The following is a 23,314-nucleotide window of genomic DNA, read 5'->3' on the forward strand; positions in this document are numbered from 1 at the left end:
CCAGACGAGGACGATGAGAGGCAGTCAAGATTTCCAGGGGGCGATGTTCAGCTACATCAGCCTTGAAGAGCGCGTGCCGCAGGCACACCCGCTGCGCAAGTTGCGCGCGGTGGTTGATGCGCTGCTGGCAACCATGAACCGCGAGTTCGAAGCGGTGTACGCCCGCCGTGGCCGCCCATCGGTGCCACCGGAGATGCTGCTCAAGGCCTTGCTGCTGCAGATCCTGTTCTCCATCCGCAGCGAGCGCCAGTTGGTCGAAGCGATCAACTACAACCTGCTGTACCGCTGGTTCGTGGGCCTGAACATCGAAGACAAGGTCTGGGACCACTCCACTTTCAGCGCCAACCGCGAACGTCTGTTCAACGAAGACCTCGCCCGCGCCTTCTTCGAGCGCGTCAAGCTCAGTGCCCAGTGGGGCAAGCTCGCCAGCGACGAGCACTTCAGCGTGGACGGCACGCTCATTGACGCCTGGGCCTCGCACAAGAGCTTCAAGCGCAAAGACGACGACAGCGGCACGCCGCCTGGGCGCAACCCCGAGGTGGACTTCAAGGGGCAGGAGCGCTGCAACGACACCCACGAGAGCACCACGGACGCCGATGCCCGGCTGTTCAAGAAGAGCCAGGGCGACAAATCCCGCCTGTGCCACATGGGGCACATCCTCATGGAGAACCGCAACGGGCTGATCGTGGATGTCGAGATCACCCACGCCAGCGGCACGGCCGAGCGCGAGGCGGCGCTGGCCATGTTGGAGCGTCGGGGCAACAGGAACAAACGGGCCACGGTCGGTGCCGACAAGGGCTACGACAGCAAGGCCTTCATCAAAGGCTGCAGAAAGCTCAAAGTCACGCCCCACGTGGCGGCCAAGGACAAACACTCGGCGGTGGATGCGCGAGTGACACGGCACGAGGGCTACAAGACCAGCCTGAAGGTGCGCAAGCGCATCGAAGAGGCCTTTGGCTGGATCAAGACCGTCGGTGGTCTGGCAAAGACCAAGCTGATCGGTCAGGCCAAGCTCACGGGCCAGGCGCTGCTGTGCTTTGCCACCTACAACCTTGTGCGAATGGGCAGCATCGGCGGCTGGTGGGACGCGCATCATGCGTGAGCCCAGGGATACGTGCGCCCGAAATGGGCGGGAGGGCCTGCAAACCGGCCAGATGGGCCGTTGCAATCGCTGCGCAGACGCGTCTGGGCAGCTCGTGTCTTCGCACTCAGCGTCCCTGATGCGTTCGAAAAGCACTTTTTCAACGGCCTGCTAGAGACGGAGGGCGTTCAGTGGAGCGGGAGGGCCTGGGCGCAGGCGTGGGCGCTGGCCCAGGCCCATTGGAAGTTGTAGCCGCCCAGCCAGCCGGTGATGTCTACCACCTCGCCGATAAAGTACAGGCCCGGCTGGGCCTTGCATTCCATGGTCTGTTGCGACAGGGCGCGCGTGTCCACGCCTCCCAGCGTCACCTCGGCCTTCTTGTAGCCTTCGGTGCCCGTGGGGGTGAGCTCCCAGCGCGCCAGCCGCTCGGCCAACCGCGCCAGGGCCTTGTCCGCGGCTTCGTTGATGGGGCGCTGCCAGTCCACGATCTGGCTGGCCCAGGCGTCGGCCAGACGGCTGGGCACGAGCGCGGCGAGTTCGTTGGCGATCAGCTTGCGCGAGCGCACCTTGGCTTGGGCCAGTGCGGCCGGCAGGTCCACGCCCGGTGCGAGGTTGATGGCCAGCGGCGTGCCCGGCTGCCAATAGCTGGAGATCTGCAGCACGGCCGGGCCCGACAGCCCGCGGTGCGTGAACAGCAGGTCTTCCACGAAGGCCATGCGTTCCTTCTTGGCGCCGGTGCTGATCTCCACCGGCAGTGCCAGCCCGGCAAGCTGTGCGTAGGGCGCCCAGGCCTGGCCGTCGAAGGTCAGCGGCACCAGGCCGGGGCGTTGCGCCACCAGCGGCAGTCCGAACTGCTGTGCCAGCCGGTAGCCGAAGTCCGTGGCACCGATCTTGGGGATGGACAGCCCGCCCGTCGCCACCACCAGGCTGCGCGCCTGCACCGGGCCGCGATCGGTATCAATTTGATAGCTGCCAGCGCTTGTGCCGCCTGCCTCATCGGCCAAAAAGACAACATTCTTGACGCCGCAGGGCTGCCAGCGCTCCACGCGCCCCTGGGCGCATTCGGCCAGCAGCATGGCGATGATGTCCTCGGCCGAGCGGTCGGCAAACAGCTGGCCCTTGTGCTTCTCGTGGTAGGCGATGCCGTGGCGCTCCACCAGCGCGATGAAGTCCGCCGGCGTGTAGCGCGACAGCGCGGAGCGGCAGAACTGCGCGTTCTGCCCCACGAAGTGCTTGTGCGGCGCGCGCACGTCCAGGTCGCGGTTGGTGAAGTTGCAGCGCCCACCGCCCGAGATGCGGACCTTCTCGGCCACTTTGTCGGCATGGTCGACGAGCAGCACCTTGAGCCCGCGCTGGCCCGCCTGGGCGGCGCAGAACAGACCGGCGGCGCCGGCGCCGATGATGACGGCATCAAAGAAGGGTGAGGACACGGGCAGCAACCTGGCGGGCAAAGCCGCCGATTGTCGCGTACGGGCTCCGAGGCCGTGCAGTGCAGGCAGTTCAGTGCATGTAGTTGCCGTCGGGCCCGATCACGGCAATGTCCACGTAGCTGGAGCCATTGCGGTTCTGCGCACTGTACTGGTAGGTGTAGCCGCCCAGGTCCACCTTGTGCAGCCCTTCCAGGGTCGCGGCCAGCGACGCGCCCGTCACCGAAGGCCCCGCGGCGCGCAGGCCTTCAATGAGGATGCGCGCGTCCAGGTAGCCCCTGAAGCGGTCGTAGTCCACGGGGTGGCCGTGGCGCTTCATGGACGCCTGGAACTCGCGTGCCACGGCGGTGGTCAGCCGCGTGGGCGGCGGCGTGGTGCGCGCCACGGCCAGCCCGCGCGCGTCACTGCCCAGCGCGCGGATGACCTGCGCACCCGCGCCCAGCGACAGCGTGTACACCGGCACGCCCAGGTGCGCCTTGTTGGCGCGCACGTAGGCCACCACGGGCGGGCCCGCGGCAATCATCACCACGGCTTGCGGCCGCAGGGCCGCCAGGGCCTTGGCGGCGGCCTCGGCGTCCTGGCCGCTGCTGTGCATGGCATGGGCGCCCACGAAGGTGCCGCCCTCGGCCGTGATGGCCTTCTCGACCAGGGGCAGGGCGAGCTTGCCGAAGTCGTTGTTCTCGTAGGCGACGCCGATGCGCGTGGTCTGAATGGCCACGAGGTTGCGCACGATCTTCACCAGCTCGTCCGCGTAGCTGGCGCTGGTGGTGAACAGGTAGGGGCTGCGCGCGCCGTGCACTGCGGGGCTGCCGGTGTAGACGGCCACCAGCGGCGTGCGCGCCTGCGCCAGGTAGGGCAGCAGCGCCAGCACCTGCGAGGTGCCGGCCTGGCCGAACAGCGCGATCACGCCGCTGTCCTGCACGAGTCTGCGCGCGTTGTCCAGGGCAAGCGCAGCGTCGAACTTGTCGTCCAGGGACACGAGCTGCACCTTGCGCCCTGTGACGCCGCCGGCCTCGTTGAAGTCCGCCAGGGCGGCTTCCTGCCCCTCGTGCACCGGCGTGAGGAACGGCGCCATGGGGCCCGACAGTGCCGAGGAGCGCCCGATGAGGATGGCTGCCTTGGCGTCTGCCGAGCGCTGCTGGGCCAGCGCCGGCCACGCGAGCGCACAGGCACTCGCGCACAGCGACTGCAGCAGCCGCCTGCGCGGCGCACAAGGGTGGACGATGAACGGCGTGGTCATGGGAGCTCCCTGCTTTTTGTATTGGGCTGGCGCTGCACCGCCATGGGCAGCGCAGGGGCCATGCTAGGAACGCCGGCGTACGCGCCCACTGGGGGAAACCAAGAAACCGTGACGCGGGTGTGACACGGGGCGTGGCGGGTGAAGGCACGTGCTCCGGCCTCGCACGGTCGGCGTAAACACGCTCTAATACCGCCATGCACCTTCCCGCGCACCAACTCAGCATGACCGTGCTCATGTCGCCCGACATGGCCAACTTCTCCGGCAACGTCCACGGCGGCGCCATCCTCAAGCTGCTGGACCAGGTGGCCTATGCCTGCGCCAGCCGCTATTCGGGCAGCTACGTGGTCACGCTGAGCGTGGACCAGGTGATGTTCCTGCAGCCCATCCACGTGGGCGAACTGGTGACCTTCCTGGCCAGCGTCAACCATACTGGCACGTCGTCCATGGAGATCGGCATCAAGGTGGTGGCCGAGAACATCCGCACCCAGGTGGTGCGGCATGTGAACAGCTGTTTCTTCTCGATGGTGGCAGTGGACGATGCGGGCAAACCCACCCCCGTGCCGCCGCTGGCCCCCACCAGCTACGACGAGCGCCGCCGCTGGGAGGCCGCGCTGCTGCGCAAGGCCCTGCGCAAGGAACAGGCCGAGCGCTTCGCGCAGATCCGCCAGGCGGCGCAGGCCAGCGCCGCCGGCTGAGCGGTCACACCGCCCGGCTGCGCGTGCCTGCTACCGGGGCTGCATCTTCGCCGTGCGCCACGGCCTGGATGCCGCGCACCACGTCGCCGATCACGATCACCGAGGGGCTGGCCAGCCCCTCGCGGGTGATGGTGGACTGCAACTGGCCCAGCGTGGTCACCGCGTGGCGCTGCTGCGGCAGGCTCACATGCTGGATCACCACCGCCGGCGTGTGCGCAGGCAGGCCGGTGAGCAGTTCCTCCTGGATGTGGGCGCAGCCGGTCACGCCCATGTAGATCACCAGGGTCAGGCGTGCATCGCGCGCGGTGGCGGCCAGCTGGCGCCAGTCGGTGCCTTGGTTCCCAGGCTTGTTGTGGCCCGTGATGAAGACCACGCCGTGCGCATGTTCGCGGTGGGTGAGCGGCGCGCCCAGCTGCGTCATGCCCGCCAGGCCGGCGGTGATGCCATTGACCACCTGCACCGGCACGCCCGCCGCGCGCAGGTGCTCCACTTCTTCGCCGCCCCGCCCAAAGATGAACGGGTCGCCGCCCTTCAGGCGCACCACGGTCTCGCCCTCCTGCACGGCGGTGAGCATGAGCTTTTCGATGAACGCCTGGGGCGTGCTCTTGCAGCCGCCGCGCTTGCCCACATGCACGACGCGGGCGCCGGGGCGGGCCAGCGCGACGATGGCGTCGCTCACCAGGTCGTCCACCAGCAGCACGGTGGCGGCCTGGATGGCCTTCACCGCCTTGAGGGTGAGCAGCTCGGGGTCGCCGGGGCCGGCGCCCACCAGGGTGCAGCTGCCTGCATGGGCTGGAAGAGAAGGTGTGGTCATGACGAGGCCTGTGCAGTGATTTGACGGCTCAAGTGCAAGATATGTTCCACCTGCTGGCGCAGGGCAGGGGGCACGGGCGCGTCGCCCGCCAGCACGCGCCGGGTATAGGCGGCGGTGGTGGCCACGTCGATCTCGGTCGGCAGGCCGGGCACTTCGGCGGCCGTGCCGGGCTGCTGGTCTTGCAGCAGTTGGTGCGTGCCGCCAATGAAGGCGTCGTAGCGCGGCGTGCGGCGCGGGTCGGCCGCCACCTCGCCCTCCAGCCCGCGCGACAGCAACGCGTGCGCGCCCAGCGTGGCAAAGGTGCCGCTCAGGATGTCGAAATATTCGGGGTGGGTGAAGCTGCTCACCACCAGCGCCGGGCCGGCGCAGGGGTTCATCAGCTTGGCCACGCTGTGCCCCGGTGTGCGCAGGCCGATCACCTCGCGCACCGCCAGCAGGCGCGCCAGCCCGGGCAGCAGCACCGCGGTGCCGATGTGCGCCACGCTGCCGGGTGCTATGGATCGAGGAGCTGTTAGCGCAGGTATATCCAGCGCTTCAAGCACATCTGATGCCAGAACGCGGCGCGCCTCGGTGCGCATGCCGTGCAGCAGCACGGGCAAGCCTTCGCGCGCCAGCAGCAGAGCCAGCAGCGGCGTGAGCACGGGCAGCTTGCGCGCGCCGTTGTAGCTGGGCAGCACGATGAGCGGCTGCCCGTTCGCACAGGCCGGTATGGCGGCCATGCGCGCATGCACCGCGTCCAGCAGGCCGCTCATTTCCTCGGCGGTCTCGCCCTTGATGCGCATGGCCACGCAGAAGGCGCCGATCTCCAGATCGGTCACCCGGCCGTCGAGCACTTGCCCGAACAGGTCGGCGGCTTGCGCGCGGTCCAGCGCCTTGGCGCCGCGTGCGCCGCGGCCGATTTCCTTGATGTAGTGGCTGATGCCCATGGGGTATTGGCTGGCGGGTGGGACGAGTGGTGTCCATTCTGCGGCATGTCTGATAACCGCCTGTTATATGCGTGCGGCGGATTGCGTGCCGCGTCACGCTGCCTGCACCGCAGTGGTGCCTATGCCCGCGACCGCCGCCTGCACCATGCGCTTGAGCTCGGGCACGCAGGAGCCGCATTGCGTGCCGCAGCGCAGCGCGCCCTGCAACTGCGCCAGGCGCTCGGCCGGGCTGCCCTGGCACTGGCCCAGGCGCTCGGTGATGTCGGTATCGGTCACGTTCAGGCAGACGCACACCCGCTTGCCGCGTGCGGCCACGGCCACGGCCACGGGCGGCTGTTGGGTGGGCAGCAGCAGCAACCGGCCATAGGTCTGCACGGGCAGTTCTTCCTGCAGCAGCGTGCGCAGCCAGCCGCCAGCGCTGCCATTGCCGGCCAGCAGCAGTGCGTCCAAAGTGGTGCGGCCGTCGGCCTGGCGCTGCAGGCGCGCGGCGCGGTGCTGGGCGCGGCGGCGGTCGGCATAGCGCAGCGTGCCAGGCCCGTCCAGGTGCAGCAGGTGCTCGATGCGCGCGAGCAGGGCTGGTGGCGGCGCCTCGTGCGCGGCACCGCGCAGCAGAACACCCGTGCGCGGGGGCCCTGCGGCCGGCGCGGCGCCGCTGAAGGGCACACAGTGGGCGAAGGGCAGTTCGGGCATCAGCGCGGCCAGGGCCTCGCGCGCGGCCAGGGCTTCATCTTCGGGCAGCCAGGCCATGGCCAGCAGCGTCCAGGGCAGCTCGGCCTTGAGCACCTTCACCGCCGCGTGCTTGAGCTCCGGCTGTTTGGAGCCAGGGCAGAAGGCCGGCGTGGTGAGCGCGTTCACGCCCGCCAGTGGTCGGCCCATGCTGGAGCGCCCGCCCAGGTATTCGCCGCCCCAGTGCATGGCCATGAAGACCTGCCCCGGTGCCAGTGTGTCGTCGGCCTGCACGGGCGCGATGATGGAGCCGCGCGCGCTGGTCACATGCGCCAGGTCGCCAGCGGCCAGCTGCAGGCGCTGCAGGTCCTGCGGGTGCATCTGCAGCGCGGGCTCGGACGCGTGGCCGAACAGCCGCCCCAGCGTGCCGGTGCGGCTCATGCCGTGCCACTGGTCGCGCAGGCGTCCCGTGGTCAGGCTGAACGGGTAGCGCGCGCTGGGCGGCTCGGCCAGGGGCTGCCAGGCTGCGGGGACGAAGCGCGCACGCCCGTCGGGTGTGGGAAAGACGCCGTCCGCATACAGGCGCGCGCGGCCCGCGCGGGCGCCGCTCGGGTAGGGCCACTGCTGCGGCCCGTCTGCCTCCAGCGCGGCCCAGGTCAGGCCGGTGATGTCCAGGTCGCGCCCGCGCGTGGTCTCGCGGTGTTCGTTCCAAATGGCTTCGGCACAGGCCTGCGCCGTGTCCCCGGCGTAGGGGAACAGCGTGGGCTGGCCGGGGCGCAGGTGCCTCTCCAGCCGCTGCGCCAGCGCGAGCGCGATCTGCCAGTCGTGCCGCGCGCCGCCGGGTGCGGCCACTGCCGCGCGCACGCGGCTGATGCGGCGCTCGCTGTTGGTGACGGTGCCGGTCTTCTCGCCCCAGGTGGTAGCAGGCAGCAGCAGGTCGGCGTACTGCGCGGTGGCGGTGGTGGCGAAGGCCTCCTGCACCACCACAAACTCGGCGCGCTGCAGGGCGCGGCGCACGGTGGTCTGGTCGGGCAGGCTCTGCGCGGGGTTGGTGCAGGCGATCCACAGCGCCTTGATCTCGCCGTCGGCCGCGGCCTGGAACATCTCCACCGCCGTCTTGCCGGGCCGCGCGGGCACCGACTCCAGGCCCCACAGCCGGGCCACTTCGGCGCGGTGGTCGGGGTTGGCCATGTCGCGGTGCGCGGGCAGCAGGTTGGCCAGGCCCCCCACCTCGCGTCCGCCCATGGCGTTGGGCTGGCCCGTCAGGCTGAAGGGGCCGGCGCCCGGTTGGCCGATCTGCCCGCAGGCCAGGTGCAGGTGGATCAGCGCGGCGTTCTTGGCCGTGCCGCTGGTGCTCTGGTTGAGGCCTTGGCAGTACAGGCTCAGCGTGGGCCGGCGTGGCCCACCCTCCGCCATGCTCTCCACGCCAGCGAACCAGCGCGCTGCGGTGGCAATGTCCTGCGGCGGCAGGCCGCAGACGGCAGCAGCGCGCTCGGGCGTGCAGTCCTGCACCACGGCCTGCAGATCGGCAAAGCCGCTGGTGTGGCGCGCGATGTAGCCCTGGTCCACCCAGCCCTCGCGCAGCATCACGTGCAGCATGGCGTTGAACAGCATCACGTCGCTGCCCGGCAGCAGGGGCAGGAACAGATCGGCCATGGCCGCAGTGTCGGTGCGGCGCGGATCGGCCACGATGATCTTCATGGCCGGGTTGGCGGCGCGCGCGTCCTCGATGCGGCGAAACACGATGGGGTGCGCCCAGGCCGTGTTGCTGCCGGCGATGAACAGGCACTGCGCGTGGCCCAGGTCGTCGTAGCAGGCGGGCGGCGCGTCGGCGCCCAGCGTGGCCTTGTAGCCGGCCACGGCGCTGCTCATGCACAGGCGCGAGTTGGTGTCGATGTTGTTGGTGCCGATCAGGCCCTTGGCCAGCTTGTTGAAGACGTAGTAGTCCTCGGTGAGCAACTGGCCACTCAGGTAGAAGCCCACCGCGTCGGGGCCGTGGCGGTCGATGGTGGCGGCGAAGCGCTGCGCCGCGGTGTCGAGAGCCGCGTCCCAGTCGATGGGGTGCGCTGCCTGGCCGCGCTGCGGGCGCAGCTGGGGTTGCAGCAGCCGGGTCTGCAGTGTGATGGGCCGGCTGGCGGTGAGGTGCAGGGTGCTTCCCTTGGTGCACAGGCGGCCGAAGTTGGCGGGGTGGTGGGGGTCGCCGCGCACGCCGGTGATGGTGTCGCCGTCGGACTGGATGATCACGCCGCAGCCTACGCCGCAGTAGGGGCAGGTGGAGGGGGTTTCTTTCATGGCGTGGTTTCTTGGGGTTTTGGGGCTTTAAGGCTTGATAGGCGGGCGCGGGTAGCTATATTTTTTTGATGTCGCTGGCCGGGATGTGCGCCCGGCGGCGCACCTACCTTTCTTTGCTTCGTCAAAGAAAGGTAGGCCAAAGAAAGACGACCCTACAGGCTGCGTCCCTCCGCTTCGCTGCGGGCAACCTGCGGTGCTCGCGTCCAGCGGGGTCTCGCTCGAACTCGCGCCTTTGGCGCTTGTATCTTTAACAGGCCGTTGAAAAATCCCCCGCCGACGCCCGCGTTGGCCGCTACGATCTGAAGCCATCGGTGAACGACCCAGACGAGGACGATGAGAGGCAGTCAAGATTTCCAGGGGGCGATGTTCAGCTACATCAGCCTTGAAGAGCGCGTGCCGCAGGCACACCCGCTGCGCAAGTTGCGCGCGGTGGTTGATGCGCTGCTGGCAACCATGAACCGCGAGTTCGAAGCGGTGTACGCCCGCCGTGGCCGCCCATCGGTGCCACCGGAGATGCTGCTCAAGGCCTTGCTGCTGCAGATCCTGTTCTCCATCCGCAGCGAGCGCCAGTTGGTCGAAGCGATCAACTACAACCTGCTGTACCGCTGGTTCGTGGGCCTGAACATCGAAGACAAGGTCTGGGACCACTCCACTTTCAGCGCCAACCGCGAACGTCTGTTCAACGAAGACCTCGCCCGCGCCTTCTTCGAGCGCGTCAAGCTCAGTGCCCAGTGGGGCAAGCTCGCCAGCGACGAGCACTTCAGCGTGGACGGCACGCTCATTGACGCCTGGGCCTCGCACAAGAGCTTCAAGCGCAAAGACGACGACAGCGGCACGCCGCCTGGGCGCAACCCCGAGGTGGACTTCAAGGGGCAGGAGCGCTGCAACGACACCCACGAGAGCACCACGGACGCCGATGCCCGGCTGTTCAAGAAGAGCCAGGGCGACAAATCCCGCCTGTGCCACATGGGGCACATCCTCATGGAGAACCGCAACGGGCTGATCGTGGATGTCGAGATCACCCACGCCAGCGGCACGGCCGAGCGCGAGGCGGCGCTGGCCATGTTGGAGCGTCGGGGCAACAGGAACAAACGGGCCACGGTCGGTGCCGACAAGGGCTACGACAGCAAGGCCTTCATCAAAGGCTGCAGAAAGCTCAAAGTCACGCCCCACGTGGCGGCCAAGGACAAACACTCGGCGGTGGATGCGCGAGTGACACGGCACGAGGGCTACAAGACCAGCCTGAAGGTGCGCAAGCGCATCGAAGAGGCCTTTGGCTGGATCAAGACCGTCGGTGGTCTGGCAAAGACCAAGCTGATCGGTCAGGCCAAGCTCACGGGCCAGGCGCTGCTGTGCTTTGCCACCTACAACCTTGTGCGAATGGGCAGCATCGGCGGCTGGTGGGACGCGCATCATGCGTGAGCCCAGGGATACGTGCGCCCGAAATGGGCGGGAGGGCCTGCAAACCGGCCAGATGGGCCGTTGCAATCGCTGCGCAGACGCGTCTGGGCAGCTCGTGTCTTCGCACTCAGCGTCCCTGATGCGTTCGAAAAGCACTTTTTCAACGGCCTGTTAAACCAGACCAGCGCGGTAGAGTCTGAACGCCGTTGAGGCGGCCAGACCGGCCCGTGCAGTTTGGTAGGCGCTGGGGTGATAGAGCCCGTGACTGAGTACAGAACGCATGGCCGCCGCGCTGGTCTTCGTGAAGCCCGAACGGTTACGCGCGCCTTGATTGAGCGCGCATGCACAAGCAAGGGATCTGAAGATCATGTCTGTTACCTCAGTGACGGTGGGCATCGACGTGGCCAAGGCGCACGTGGATGTCTGTGTGCTGGGTGCCAAGAGCAGCGCCCAGCGGTTTGACAACGATGCCGAAGGCCACTCGGCGCTGGCGGCTGCCCTGCAGCCCCTGGACGTGGGTCTGGTGGTGATGGAGGCCACCGGCGGCTACGAGGCCGCGTTAGCGTGTGCCCTGCAGGCCACAGGCCTGCCCGTGGCGGTCATCAACCCGCGCCAGGCGCGCGACTTCGCCAAATCCATGGGACGCCTGGCCAAGACCGACGCGGTGGATGCGCGCACGCTGGCCGAGCTGGCAGCGGTGCTGCTGCGCCGCGACGATCTGCAGCGCTTCTTGCGCCCCCTGGCCGATGAGCGCCAGCAGTGGCTCGCGGCCCTGGTCACGCGCAGGCGCCAGTTGCTGACCATGCTCCATTCGGAGCGCCAACGGCTGCAGATCACGCCCAAGAAGCTGCACGCCAGCATCGAGGCCATCGAGGCGGCGATCAAGGCGCAGCTCGATGAGATCGAAGAGCAGATGGTCACGCATGTGCGCGAGCACTTTGGGGAGCTCGACACGCTGCTGCAGTCGGCTGCGGGAGTCGGCCCGGTGGCCAGTGCCACGATGATTGCCGAGCTGCCAGAGCTGGGCCGGCTGAACCGGCGCGAGATCGCTGCATTGGTGGGCGTGGCGCCCATGGCCAATGACTCCGGCGGCAGCAAGGGCAGGCGGCGCGTACAAGGCGGGCGCTTCGAGATCCGCCGCGTGCTGTACATGGCAACGCTCACGGCCACCCGCTACAACCCGGCCATCAAGGCCTTCTACGAGCGTCTGAAGGCCGCTGGCAAGTTGCCCAAGGTCGCCCTGGTCGCTTGCATGCGCAAGTTGCTCACCACGCTCAACGCCATGGTGCGCACTGGAAAACCTTGGGACAAGTCGCTTCATTGCGCTTGACTTCGAAGACGGTTACTCAAACAATCGCGAGCCCTGATCCGCTGGCCGCTGCGCTCCTCGGCGCATCCTGAAGGGAACCCGGAAACCGGACAGCCCATTCGGGCCATCGCTGCGCTCGGCCTGGCCTTGCGCGGCGCGTTGCGCCTGCGCGGGGTCATGGTGGGTTTGCCTTGCAGCGCAGCGCGGGGCCGGCCACCGGGCGTTGCAGGTCCAGGGCGTGGTGGGCCAGCTCCTGGGCGTCCAGGTAGACGGTGCCCGCTTCCACCTTGACCTGAAAGCGCGGCGTGCAGCCTTCGTCGGGGGCGGCGGCCTGGCCGTCGCACAGGCCGATGGTCCAGTTGTGCAGCGGGCAGGCCACGCTGTTGCCGAAGACGATGCCCTGGCTCAAGGGGCCGCCCTTGTGGGGGCAGCGGTCGAGCAGGGCGAACACGCCGCCGGCGTCGTTGCGGAAGACGGCCACGTCCATGCCGTGCGGGCGGGCCACGCGGCGCGCGCCGAGCACGGGGATGTCGTCCAGGGAGCAGATCGGGGTCCAGGTGGTCATAGCTATTCCTTTAGGAGCTGTTGGCGCTTGCTGGCAGGGCGTGACAGGCACTTTTGGCTGAAACTCATGCCAACGTTCATGCGGGGATCGGCGTGATCGGGATGAACTGGCGCCGGTCCACCGCTGCCGGCTCGAACTCGAACCACGGGTCGGGCTCGCCCGCCAGCGCGTCCTGCAGCTCGCGCCACAGCGCCTGGCGGCCGGGGGCATCTTGGAGTACGCGGCGCTTGACGTAGTCCAGTCCCACGCGGGCGACGAAGTGCACCGTGCGCTCCAGGTACCAGCCCTCCAGGCGGTACAGCTGCATGAAAGCGCCCGTGTACTCCAGCACCTCCTCGGCGGTCTTGAGCTTGGTAAAGAACTGCGCCACCTCGGTCTTGATGCCGCCGTTGCCGGCCACGTACATCTCCCAGCCCGAGTCCACGCCGATGATCCCCACGTCCTTGATCCCGCTCTCGGCGCAGTTGCGCGGGCAGCCGCTGACGGCGAACTTGACCTTGTGCGGCGCGTACATGCCCACGAAGGCGTGCTCCAGGTCCTTGCCGAGCTGCGTGCTGTCCTGCGTGCCCATGCGGCACCACTCGCTGCCCACGCAGGTCTTCACGGTGCGCAGCGCCTTGGCGTAGGCGTGGCCGCAGGGCATGCCGATGTCGCGCCAGACGTTGACCAGGTCTTCCTTTTTCACGCCCAGCAGGTCGATGCGCTGGCCGCCCGTGACCTTCACCGTGGGGATCTGGTACTTGTCCACCACGTCGGCGATGCGGCGCAGTTCGGCGGCACTGGTCTCGCCGCCCCACATGCGCGGCACCACGCTGTAGGTGCCGTCCTTCTGGATGTTGGCGTGGCTGCGCTCGTTGATGAAGCGGCTTTGCGGGTCGTCCCGCGCCTCCTTGGGCCAAGTGCTGATGAGGTAGTAGTTCACGGCCGGGCGGCAGGTGGCGCAGCCGTTGGGCGTCTTCCACTCCAGGAAGCGAAACACGCCGTCCACGGTCAGCAGCCGGTGTGTGCGGATGGCTTCGCGCACGGCCTGGTGGCCGTGGTCGGTGCAGGCGCACACGGGCTTGGTCTTGGGCGTGGCGGAATAGTCGCCGCCCGCAGTGGCCATGAGGATCTGCTCCACCAGCCCGGTGCACGAGCCGCAGCTGGCGCTGGCCTTGGTGTGCTTGCGCACCTCGTCCAGCGTGAACAGGCCCTTGTCCTTGATCGCCTTGCAGATCTGGCCCTTGGTCACGCCGTTGCAGCCGCAGACCTCGTCGCTGTCGGCCATGGCGGCGGCCTTGTTCTGGCCCTGATGGCCCGCGTCGCCCAGGTGCGATTCGCCGAACATGAGCCGGTCGCGGATGTCGGCCACGCTGCGGCCGTCGCGCAGCAGCTTGAAGTACCAGCTGCCGTCCACCGTGTCGCCATAGAGGCAGGCGCCCACGAGCCGGTCGTCCTTGAGCACCAGCTTCTTGTACACACCGCCGCCCTCGGCATGCGGGTCGCTGAGCACGATCTCCTCCGTGCCCTCGCCGCCCTGGAAGTCGCCGGCGGAAAACAGGTCGATGCCCGTGACCTTGAGCTTGGTGGAGGTGAGCGAGCCCTGGTAGCGCCCGATACCCCATTCCGCCAGGTGGTTGGCCAGCACCTTGCCCTGCTCGAACAGCGGCGCCACCAGCCCGTAGGCGATGCCGCGGTGCGCCGCGCATTCGCCCACGGCGTAGATGCGCGGGTCGGTCACGGTCTGCAGCGTGTCGCTGACGACGATGCCGCGGTTGACGTGCAGGTGCATCTGCTCGGCCAGGGCCGTGTTGGGGCGGATGCCCACGGCCATCACCACGAGCTGGGCGGGCACCTCGCTGCCGTCCTTGAAGCGCACCGCGGCCACGCGGCCGTCGCCGCCGGCTACCAGTTCCTGCGTCTGCGCCTGCATCAGGAACTGCATGCCGCGCTCGGCCAGCGACTGCTGCAGCAGCTTGCCCGCCACGTCGTCAAGCTGGCGCTCCATGAGCCATTCGCCCGCATGCACCACGGTGACCTGCATGCCGCGCTTCATGAGGCCGTTGGCCGCCTCCAGGCCCAGCAGGCCGCCGCCGATCACCACGGCGTGCTTGTAGCTGGCGGCAGCGTCGATCATGGCCTGCGTGTCCGCGATGTCGCGGTAGGCCAGCACGCCGGGCAGCTCACGGCCCGGAATGGGCAGCATGAACGGGTTGGAGCCCGTGGCGAGGATCAGCCGGTCGTAGGGGGCCTCGACGGTGCGGCCGTCCTGCGCCACGCCATGCACGGTGCGCCGCGTGCGGTCCACGTGGGTCACGGTGCACCCCGCGTGCAGCGTGATGTGGTGGTCCGCATACCAGGACCAGTCGTTGAGGACGATCTCCTCCAGCGTCTGCTCGCCCGCCAGCACGGGCGACAGCAGGATGCGGTTGTAGTTGGGGTGCGGCTCGGCGCCGAACACCGTGATGTCGTAGAGGTCGGGCGCGATCTTGAGCAGCTCTTCCAGCGCGCGCACGCCTGCCATGCCATTGCCCACCATCACCAGCCTGGATTGCTTCACCATCGTCTCCCCGGCGGGAATGCCCCGCGCAGCCACATCAACAAAAAAGGCGTCCGCACGCCGCACCGGGCAGGGGCCTGGTTGCGGGTGGGGACGCCTTCGTCCCGCGAGCCCTGCCTCCGCCGTTGGAGAGGGCACGCGCTGCGGCCTACCGTGGCCGCGCTGGCTTCAATGCAATGGGCGTGCCAGGGTGCGGCGGGGTGAGAGGTGTGCGCTCATGGGTTGGGATGAATAGTCCGCTATCGCTTGATGGACAAGTGCGAGCAGCTATGGTTTTAGGAGCAATCGCGCGCTTGGGCGGGCGTGGCGGGCTGCGCACCGCCGTGGTGCAAGTGGCGGCGCGATGGTGCGAGCGCTGGCGTCCTGATTGCGCCCGGACCTCGTAGGGGATGTTGTGCCGGTGGCACGGCCCCTGCGTGCGCGCCCGATGCACCGCAATTGAACAAGAACAGCGTCCAGCGCTTGCCCCTCAAGCGCTGCCAGCGATGGAATCAGGAGCCGCCTGCCGGCGGTGGTGTTGGGTCCGTCCAGGCGCCGCCCAGCACCTTGTAGAGCGTCACGCGGTTGACCTGCTCGGCCAATTGCAGCGTGATCTGCGCCTGCTGTGCGGCATACAGCGTGCGCTGCGCGTCCAGCACGGCGAGGTAGTTGTCCGCACCGAGGCGAAAGCGTGCGTCCGACAGCTGCAGCGTGCGCTGTGTGGCCTGCACCAGCGAGCCTTGCGCCTGCAGGCGCTCGGTGAGCGTGGCGCGCTCGGCCAGCGCGTCGGCCACCTCGCGGAAGGCGGTCTGGATGGCCTTCTCGTACTGGGCCACGGCGGTGTCGCGCGTCACCTCGGCCACGCGCAGGTTGGCCTGGTTGCGGCCGGCGTCGAAGATCGGCAGGCGGATCTGCGGCGCGAACGCCCAGGTGCCGTTGCCGCCCTCGAACAGGCCCGACAGCGCATTGCTGGCCGTGCCCACCGAGGCCGTGAGCGTGATCGACGGAAAGAACGCCGCGCGGGCCGCGCCGATATTGGCCGTGGCGCCCTGCAGTGCATGCTCGGCCGCGCGCACGTCGGGGCGGCGCAGCAGCACGCTGGACGGAACGTCTGCAGGCACGGCCAGCAGCGCCGTTGCGGGCGCCGCGGGATCGGCCAGCGCGGGGACGGGGGACCGGGGGGCAGGACTGTTCGCAGTACCGGTGCCGGGAGAGGGCTGGGTTGCAGCCGTGGCCGGGCCCGCCATGGCCGTGACCGGCATGGCCGTTTCCACGGTGGCCACGCTGGCGGGCAACAACGCTGGGGGCACGGGCGATCCCACCAGCAGGGCCAGGGCGTTGCGGCTGCGCGCCAGCTGCGAGACGAAGGCGGCCGCATCCACGCGTGCGGTGTCGGCCGCCGACTGGGCCTGCGCCAGCACCAGGCCCGAGCTGGCGCCCAGTTCATGGCTGCGCTGCGTGAGCTCCAGGGCCTGCTGGCGCGTGCGCAGGGTCTCGCGCGCCAGTTGCAGGCGGCGCGCGTCGGCGTCCAGCGTGAGCCAGGCGCCGATCACCTCGGCCACCAGGCTGAGCTGCACGCTGCGGCGGTTCTCCGCCACGCGCAGGAACTCCTGCAGCGCGGCATCGTTCAGGTTGCGCACGCGGCCGAAGAAGTCGATCTCGTAGCTGCTGAAGCCCAGTGTGGCGCTGTACTGGCTGGTGGTGTTGGAGCGGCCCGCGGCGGTCAGGTCGTCAGCGGTGCGGCTGCGGTTGCCCGCGCCGGCCGCGTTCACCGTGGGAAAGCGGTCGGCCTGCACCACGCCGTACTGCGCGCGGGCCTTGTCGATGGCCAGTACCGCCACGCGCAGGTCGCGGTTGTTCGCCAGGGCCTGTTCCACCACCGTGCGCAGGCGGGCGTCCTGCACGAAGTCTTGCCAGGCCATGGGGCCGCCGTCCGGCAGCGCCACGGCGCCGGCGGTCGGTGGCTGGGGCAGGGGCGATGCCACCGTGTCCGGCACGGGCAGCGGCGGCGCTTCGTAGCGTGGCGCCAGGTTGCAGCCGGCCAGCAGGGCGCAGGCCAGGGCGGCGGTCACAGGCGTGAAGGGATGGGGGCGCGTCATGCGGCACTCTCCGGATGGATGGGGGCAGGCTGGGCCGCGTCTTCCTGGCGCGAGCGGCTCTTGAACCAGCTGCGGATCAGCAGGAAAAACACCGGCACCATGAAGATGCCCAGCACCGTGGAGGCCACGGTGCCGCCCAGCACGGCCGTGCCGATGGCATTGCGCCCGCCTGCGCCGGCGCCCGTGCCCAGGGCCAGCGGCACCACGCCGAAGCCAAAGGCCAGCGAGGTCATGAGGATGGGGCGCAGGCGCATGCGCACGGCTTCCAGCGTGGCATCCAGCAGCTTGCGGCCCTGTTCCTGCAACTGCACGGCAAACTCGACGATCAGGATGGCGTTCTTGGAGGCCAGGCCCACCGTGGTGATCAGGCCGACCTGGAAGTACACGTCGTTGGCCAGACCCCGCGTCCAGGTCGCCAGCAGAGCGCCCAGCACGCCCAGCGGCACGGCCAGCATCACCGACAGGGGCACGGTCCAGCTCTCGTACAGCGCGGCCAGGCACAGGAACACGAACAGGATCGAGATGGCGTACAGCAGCGGCGCCTGCGCGCCGGATTGGCGCTCCTGCAGCGAGGCGCCCGTCCATTCGTACGCAATGCCGGGCGGCAGGCCCTTCAGGATGTCCTCCACGATTTTCATGGCCACGCCCGAGCTGACGCCCGGCGCGGCGCTGCCCACCATCTCATAGGCGGGCGCGCCGTTGTAGCGCATGAGCTGCGGCGAGCCATAAGCCCAGTGGGCCTTGGAGAAGGCGCCGAACGGCACCATCTCGCCGTTCTTGTTGCGCACGGTCCACTTGCCGATGTCCTGCGGCAGCATGCGGTGCGGCGCGTCGCCCTGGATGTAGACGCGCTTGACGCGGCCGTTGTTCAGAAAGTCGTTCACGTAGGTGCCGCCCATACCGCTGGAGAGCACGCTGTTGATGGCGTCGTAGCTCAGGCCCAGCGCGGCGGCCTTGCGGTCGTCGATGTCCAGGCGCAGCTCGGTGGCGTCGTCCAGGTTGGTGGTGCGCAGGTTGGTCAGCTCGGGGTGCTTGCGCGCCTCGGCCAGGAACCGGTCCTTGGCGGCCAGCAGCGCCTCGTGCCCCAGGCCGTTGATGTCCTTGAGCATGAAGTTGAAGCCCGCGTTGGAGCCCAGGCCGCGCACGGCCGGCGGCTGCGACACGAAGATGCGCGCGTCGCGGATCTTGGCCAGCTCCTGGGTGGCGCGGTGGGCGATGGCCGCCGCGGACTGGCTGGCCTGCGGCCGCTGGTCCCAGGGCTTGAGGCGGATGAATGCGCGCGCCGAGCTCTGGTCGCCGTTCAGGCCTGAGACCTGGTTGAAGCTGATGACCTCGGGCACGTCCTTGAAGTACAGATTCACCTGGTCCAGCACGTCCTGCAGTCGCGCGTCGGTGGCTCCAGCGGGCAGGTTGACGTTGGCCAGGATGTAGCCCTGGTCTTCATCGGGCAGGAAGGCCGTCGGCACGCGGCCGATGATCCACCACACGGCCAGGCAGATGGCGGCAAAGATCAGCAGCATGCGCTTGGCGCGGTGCAGCATCCAGCGCACGCCGCGCTGGTAGCGCAGCGTGTTGGTCTCGAAGTGGCGGTTGAACCAGAGGAAGAAGCGGTCGTTCAGCCCCAGCAGGCCGCGGCGCACCTGCGGGTCCTTGCCCAGGTGGGCGGACGGCTTGAGGATGCTGGCGCACAGCGCCGGCGTGAGCGTGAGCGCCACCAGCACCGACAGCGCCATCGCCGCCACGATGGTGATGGAGAACTGCCGGTAGATCACCCCCGTGGAGCCGCCGAAGAACGCCATCGGCACGAACACCGCCGACAGCGTGAGGCCGATGCCCACCAGCGCGGGCGTGATCTCGCGCATCGAGTGGCGCGTGGCCTCTTTGGGCGAGAGTCCCGACTCGTGCATCACGCGCTCAACGTTCTCCACCACCACGATGGCATCGTCCACCAGCAGGCCGATGGCCAGCACCAGCGCGAACATGGTCAGCGTGTTGATCGAGTAACCCGCCGCAGCCAGCACGCCGAAGGTGCCCAGCAGCACCACTGGCACGGCGATCGCAGGGATCAGCGTGGCGCGGAAGTTCTGCAGGAAGATGAACATCACGATCACCACCAGCACCATGGCCTCGCCCAGCGCGGTGGCCACTTCGCGGATCGAGGCGCGCACGAAGGGCGTGGAGTCGGAGCTGACGAAATAGTCGATCTGGTTGGGAAAGTAGGGCTTGAGCTCCGCCAGCTTGGCGGCCACGGCGTCCGACACCGCCATGGCGTTGGCGCCGTCGGCCAGCACGATGCCCATGCCCGCGCCCGGGCGGCCGTTGAGCTTGGCCTTGACCGACAGGTTATCGGGGCCCAGTTCCACGCGCGCGACGTCCTTCACCGTGACCACCGAACCGTCGGTGGCGGTCTTGAGCACGATGTCCTCGAACTCCTGCACCGTCTGCAGCTTGGTGCGCGCGGTGATGGTGGCGTTGAGCTGCTGGTCGGGCACGGCGGGCAGCGCGCCGAGCTGGCCCGCCGAGACCTGTGCGTTCTGCGCGTTCAGCGCGCTGATCAGGTCCGACGGCATGAGCTGGAATTTCTCCATCTTGGCCGGGTCCATCCACAGGCGCATGGCGTAGAAGGTGCCGAACACGCGAATGTCGCCCACACCGTCCAGGCGGCCGATCACGTCCACGAGGTTGGAGTTCAGGTAGTCCCCGATGTCCACCGCGCTCATGTTCGGGTCGCCCGAGAAGAAGCTGTAGGTGACCAGGTAGTCCTGCCCGCCCTTGTTGACGAACACGCCCCGGCTCTTCACGGCATCGGGCAGGCGGTTCATGGCCGACTGCAGCTTGTTCTGCACCTGCACCTGGGCCACGTCGATGTTGGTGCCCGGCGCAAACGTGAGGGTGGTGGCCGAGCGGCCCGACGCATCCGACGTCGAGCCCATGTAGATCATGTTGTCGATGCCCTTGAGCTGCTGCTCGATGATCTGCGTGACCGAGTTTTCCACGGTCTCGGCCGAAGCGCCCGTGTACTGCGCGGAGATGGTCACGCGCGGCGGTGCGATGTCGGGGTACTGCTCCAGCGGCAGCGTGAAGATCGCCAGGCCGCCCGCCAGCATGATGATGATGGACAGCACCCACGCGAAGATGGGGCGGTTGATGAAGAACTGGGCCATGTGCGCCTGACCTCGTGCTCAGCGGGATGCGCCGGGGCGGGCGGTGATGTCCACGCTCTGGCCCGCCGCGGGGGGGGCGCTGGCGGCGGGTGCTGGCGCCGCGGCGGCCGGGCCGTTCTTGGTGTTCAGGTCCACCACCTGGGGCGCCACCTTGTCGCCGGGCTTGATGCGCTGAAAGCCATCCACCACCAGGCGCTCGCCGGGTTGCAGGCCGCTGTCCACCAGCCAGCGGTTGCCCAAGGCGCGCGCCAGTTCCACGGGGCGCTTCTCGACCACGTTGTCGGCGTTGACCACCAGCACGCTGGCGCGGCCCGTCAGGTCGCGGTTCACGGACTGCTGCGGGATCAGCAGCGCGTCGCTGGCCAGGCCCGTGGGCAGCAGCGCCTGCACGTACATGCCGGGCATGAGCACGCCGTCGGGGTTGGGCACCACGGCGCGCAGCGTCACCGTGCCCGTGGTGTCGTTGACGATCACGCCCGCAAACTGCAGCCGGCCTTCGTGCGGGTAGTCGCTGCCGTCGTCCAGCCGGATGCGCACGCGCATCTGGTTGCCGTCCACCTTCTGGTAGCGGCCGGCCTCCCAGTCGCGCTTGAGCTGTACCAGCTCGGTGCTGGACTGGGTGAAGTCCACGTACATCGGGTCCATCTGCACGATGGTGGTGAGCGCATTGGCCTGGTTGGCTGTCACCAGCGCGCCAGGGGTGACGCTGGACAGGCTGATGCGTCCGGCGATGGGCGCCTCGATGCGGCTGTAGCGCAGGTTGATGCGCGCCGTCTCCAGGTTGGCGCGGGCCACGCCCACGTCGGCGCGGGCCTGCGCGGCCGCGGCCTGGCTCTCGTCATAGGCCTGGCGGCTGATGGCGTCGATCTTGACCAGTTCGGCATTGCGGCGCGCATTGGCCTCCTGCGTGCGCGCCGTGGCCTCGGCGCGGGCCAGGGTGGCCTCGGCGCTGGCCTCGGTGGCGCGCAGCGGGCGGTCGTCGATCTGGTACAGCGGCTGGCCCTTGCGCACCAGCGCACCCTCGGTGAACAGGCGCTGCTGCACGATGCCCGAGACCTGGGGGCGCACCTCGGCGGTCAGGTAGGCGCGGGTGCGGCCGGGCAAGGTGGCGTCCAGTTGCTGCGCGCGCGTTTGCAGGGTGACCACGCCCACGGCGGCGGGGCCCTGTGGCTCGGTGGCTGGCGCGTCCTTGCCGCCACAGGCCGCCAGGCCCAGCGCCAGGGCCAGGCCAGCCAGCCGCTGCGCGAGCGCGCCGTGACGGGCCGCAGTGGTGCACGAGGGGGAAAAAGCGGGTGAAGCGGAAAGACGGGCGGCGCGGGCGGGGCGCTCAATGGGCGCGGGTGTCGTCGCGTGGATCATGGGGCGAAGGCGCAAGGTCTGGAAAGGGTGGCGCAGAGCAGGAAAGCGGGGCCTGGAAGGGCGTCGCAGGGCGCTCCGCTCTGCAGGCACGCGTTGCACTTTCGCACATTGACGGCAAGGCTGCCGTGGTAGCGGCGATTCTTCATGCTTCTTTACAAGGCATTGTCAAAGGGCATCGCGCGCCGCAGAGCCCCCGCCGGCAGGGCGTGGGGGGCGGCTGTTGGCGCTTTAAATCGGCGCTTTGGGCTTGTGTGTTCAGCGTTTGTAGCTATGTAAATGATAGCTACCGACATGCAGCGAAGCCGTGCAGCGCCTACCATGTACGCCTGACGCGGCTGCCGTGGCCGCGCATCACCGTCTGAAGGAGTTGCCTGCCATGAACACTTCCACTTCCGCATCGACCCCGCTGCTGACCCAGCAGCTTTTGCAGCACCTGCAGGGGGCGCCGCTGCAGCAGATGGCCCAGCGCCTTGGCACCGACATCGCCCAGACGCAAAGCGCCGTGGAGATGGCCCTGCCGCTGCTGCTGGGTGCCCTGGGGCGCAACGCCGAGGGGCCGCAGGGTGCGCAGTCGCTGATGGGGGCGCTGCAGCGCGATCACATGGACGCCGCGGCACCTGCGGCGCAGGGCATCGGCGGCCTGGACCTGGGCGGGCTGCTGGGGTCGGTGCTGGGCGGCGGCATGGCCGGCGGCGCCGGGCAGGGCGGCGATGCGGGCGCCATCCTGGGCCATATCTTCGGCGGTGGCCGCGAGAGGGCCGAAGCCGGCCTGGGCCAGGCCAGCGGATTGGGTGCGAACGCCGGCCAACTGCTGCAGATGCTGGCGCCCATCGTCATGGCGTTCCTGGCGCAACGGGTGCGCAGCGACGGGCTGGACGCGGGTGGCCTGGGGCAGGTGCTGGGCCAGGAGCGCGCCCAGGTGCAGCGCACGGGCGCGCCCGGCGGCGATCTGCTGGGCAGCCTGCTGGACCAGGACGGCGACGGCCAGGTGGGCCTGGGCGACCTGTTCAAGATCGGCGGCAGCCTGCTGGGTGGGCGGCGCTGAGCGCAGCGGCTCAGGCCGCGCCTGCAGCTTCCAAAAGCATAGCTGCACTCGCCCGGCCCGTGGGCGCTGCGACCACCTGGTTGCAACAAATTTTGAACCCGGTTGCGCGCCCGCCCTGGTTCGGCGGACACTGTGGGCGCGTGTTCGGTTTCGTTCCATCCACAGCCAGGGAGGCAGCCATGACGACTGTTGCAGAAATCCTCAGAACCAAAGCCGATGGGCAGGTCCATGCCGTCGAACCTTCGGACACCGTGCTCACCGCGCTGCGGCGCATGGCCGACAAGGGCATCGGTGCGCTGCTGGTGATGGAAGGCGATCAGATCGCGGGCATCTTCACCGAGCGCGACTACGCCCGCAAGATGGTGCTGTTGGGCCGCTCCTCGGGCGACACCCCGGTGAGCGAGGTGATGACGCGCGCGGTGCGCTTCGTGCGGCCCGCGCAGAGCGCCGAGCAGTGCATGGCGCTGATGACAGAAAACCGGCTGCGGCACCTTCCGGTGGTGGAGGGCGGGCGCGTGGTGGGGCTGGTGTCCATCGGCGACCTGGTCAAGAGCGTGATTTCGGAGCAGCAGTTCATCATCGAGCAGATGGAGCTTTACATCACGGGGGTGCGGTGACGGTGTTCCGGGCGGGCCTGTGCCGAGCGGGGCGCGGGCTCTGTGAAGCCCTGCGGTGTGAGTTTCTTCGTCGCTGGCCGGGACTCGCCCCGGCCA

The 23,314-nt window shown here is 68.9% G+C and carries 16 protein-coding genes; 6 read left to right on the forward strand and 10 right to left on the reverse strand.

What is annotated here, in order from left to right:
• The first annotated feature begins 13 nt into the window (after positions 1-13).
• Positions 14-1,102 carry an IS5-like element ISDisp1 family transposase gene (locus I3K84_RS01340; protein ID WP_011803559.1) on the forward strand — a complete coding sequence of 363 codons (1,089 nt, stop codon included), beginning with the start codon at positions 14-16 and terminating at the stop codon, positions 1,100-1,102.
• Between the two features lie 167 nt (positions 1,103-1,269).
• On the opposite strand, the gene I3K84_RS01345 is transcribed toward I3K84_RS01340, so the two are convergent.
• Complete coding sequence (locus I3K84_RS01345; protein WP_196995353.1) at positions 1,270-2,511, reverse strand: NAD(P)/FAD-dependent oxidoreductase; 1,242 nt, start codon at positions 2,509-2,511, stop codon at positions 1,270-1,272.
• A 70-nt stretch (positions 2,512-2,581) separates the two neighbouring features.
• Positions 2,582-3,748, reverse strand: coding sequence for an ABC transporter substrate-binding protein (locus tag I3K84_RS01350; protein ID WP_172207382.1), 1,167 nt, complete (start codon positions 3,746-3,748; stop codon positions 2,582-2,584).
• A gap of 194 nt (positions 3,749-3,942) precedes the next feature.
• On the opposite strand from I3K84_RS01350, the gene I3K84_RS01355 reads away from it, so the two are divergent.
• Positions 3,943-4,443, forward strand: a complete 501-nt coding sequence (locus I3K84_RS01355) for an acyl-CoA thioesterase (RefSeq protein WP_011806000.1) — start codon at positions 3,943-3,945, stop codon at positions 4,441-4,443.
• Between the two features lie 4 nt (positions 4,444-4,447).
• Here I3K84_RS01355 and cobA read toward each other — a convergent pair whose 3' ends face one another.
• The 3 genes from cobA to I3K84_RS01370 form a co-directional block, all read right to left on the reverse strand.
• Complete coding sequence (gene cobA / locus I3K84_RS01360; protein WP_011805999.1) at positions 4,448-5,257, reverse strand: uroporphyrinogen-III C-methyltransferase; 810 nt, start codon at positions 5,255-5,257, stop codon at positions 4,448-4,450.
• Entirely contained in the window at positions 5,254-6,183 is a 930-nt protein-coding gene (gene ybiB / locus I3K84_RS01365; protein WP_196995354.1) for a DNA-binding protein YbiB, read from the reverse strand. Before ybiB ends, cobA begins: the two co-directional genes overlap by 4 nt.
• A 93-nt stretch (positions 6,184-6,276) precedes the next feature.
• Complete coding sequence (locus I3K84_RS01370) at positions 6,277-9,141, reverse strand: nitrate reductase (protein WP_196995355.1); 2,865 nt, start codon at positions 9,139-9,141, stop codon at positions 6,277-6,279.
• A 333-nt stretch (positions 9,142-9,474) separates the two neighbouring features.
• Between I3K84_RS01370 and I3K84_RS01375 the strand changes: the two genes are divergently transcribed.
• Entirely contained in the window at positions 9,475-10,563 is a 1,089-nt protein-coding gene (locus I3K84_RS01375; protein ID WP_011803559.1) for an IS5-like element ISDisp1 family transposase, read from the forward strand.
• Positions 10,564-10,909: 346 nt separating this feature from the next.
• Positions 10,910-11,872 carry an IS110 family transposase gene (locus tag I3K84_RS01380; RefSeq protein WP_011804582.1) on the forward strand — a complete coding sequence of 321 codons (963 nt, stop codon included), beginning with the start codon at positions 10,910-10,912 and terminating at the stop codon, positions 11,870-11,872.
• Between the two features lie 154 nt (positions 11,873-12,026).
• On the opposite strand, the gene nirD is transcribed toward I3K84_RS01380, so the two are convergent.
• From nirD to I3K84_RS01405, 5 genes are all read right to left on the reverse strand, one after another.
• On the reverse strand, positions 12,027-12,416 hold the full coding sequence (gene nirD / locus I3K84_RS01385) for a nitrite reductase small subunit NirD (RefSeq protein ID WP_088886406.1): 390 nt from the start codon (positions 12,414-12,416) through the stop codon (positions 12,027-12,029).
• 76 nt (positions 12,417-12,492) lie between these two features.
• Positions 12,493-14,958 carry a nitrite reductase large subunit NirB gene (nirB, locus tag I3K84_RS01390; RefSeq protein WP_011805995.1) on the reverse strand — a complete coding sequence of 822 codons (2,466 nt, stop codon included), beginning with the start codon at positions 14,956-14,958 and terminating at the stop codon, positions 12,493-12,495.
• Between the two features lie 488 nt (positions 14,959-15,446).
• Entirely contained in the window at positions 15,447-17,033 is a 1,587-nt protein-coding gene (locus I3K84_RS01395; protein WP_172207355.1) for an efflux transporter outer membrane subunit, read from the reverse strand.
• On the reverse strand, positions 17,030-20,197 hold the full coding sequence (locus I3K84_RS01400) for an efflux RND transporter permease subunit (RefSeq protein ID WP_196995356.1): 3,168 nt from the start codon (positions 20,195-20,197) through the stop codon (positions 17,030-17,032). The genes I3K84_RS01395 and I3K84_RS01400 overlap by 4 nt, the downstream gene beginning before the upstream one ends.
• An 18-nt stretch (positions 20,198-20,215) precedes the next feature.
• Positions 20,216-21,556 (reverse strand): efflux RND transporter periplasmic adaptor subunit, encoded by a 1,341-nt coding sequence (locus tag I3K84_RS01405; protein ID WP_231403387.1) that lies wholly within the window; start codon positions 21,554-21,556, stop codon positions 20,216-20,218.
• 376 nt (positions 21,557-21,932) lie between these two features.
• On the opposite strand from I3K84_RS01405, the gene I3K84_RS01410 reads away from it, so the two are divergent.
• Positions 21,933-22,601 carry a DUF937 domain-containing protein gene (locus tag I3K84_RS01410; RefSeq protein ID WP_011805991.1) on the forward strand — a complete coding sequence of 223 codons (669 nt, stop codon included), beginning with the start codon at positions 21,933-21,935 and terminating at the stop codon, positions 22,599-22,601.
• 179 nt (positions 22,602-22,780) lie between these two features.
• Complete coding sequence (locus I3K84_RS01415; RefSeq protein ID WP_011805990.1) at positions 22,781-23,218, forward strand: CBS domain-containing protein; 438 nt, start codon at positions 22,781-22,783, stop codon at positions 23,216-23,218.
• Positions 23,219-23,314: the final 96 nt, after the last annotated feature.

Origin of the sequence: Diaphorobacter sp. JS3051, from assembly GCF_015832135.1 — a bacterium.
Taxonomy (GTDB): Bacteria; Pseudomonadota; Gammaproteobacteria; order Burkholderiales; family Burkholderiaceae_C; genus Diaphorobacter; species Diaphorobacter nitroreducens.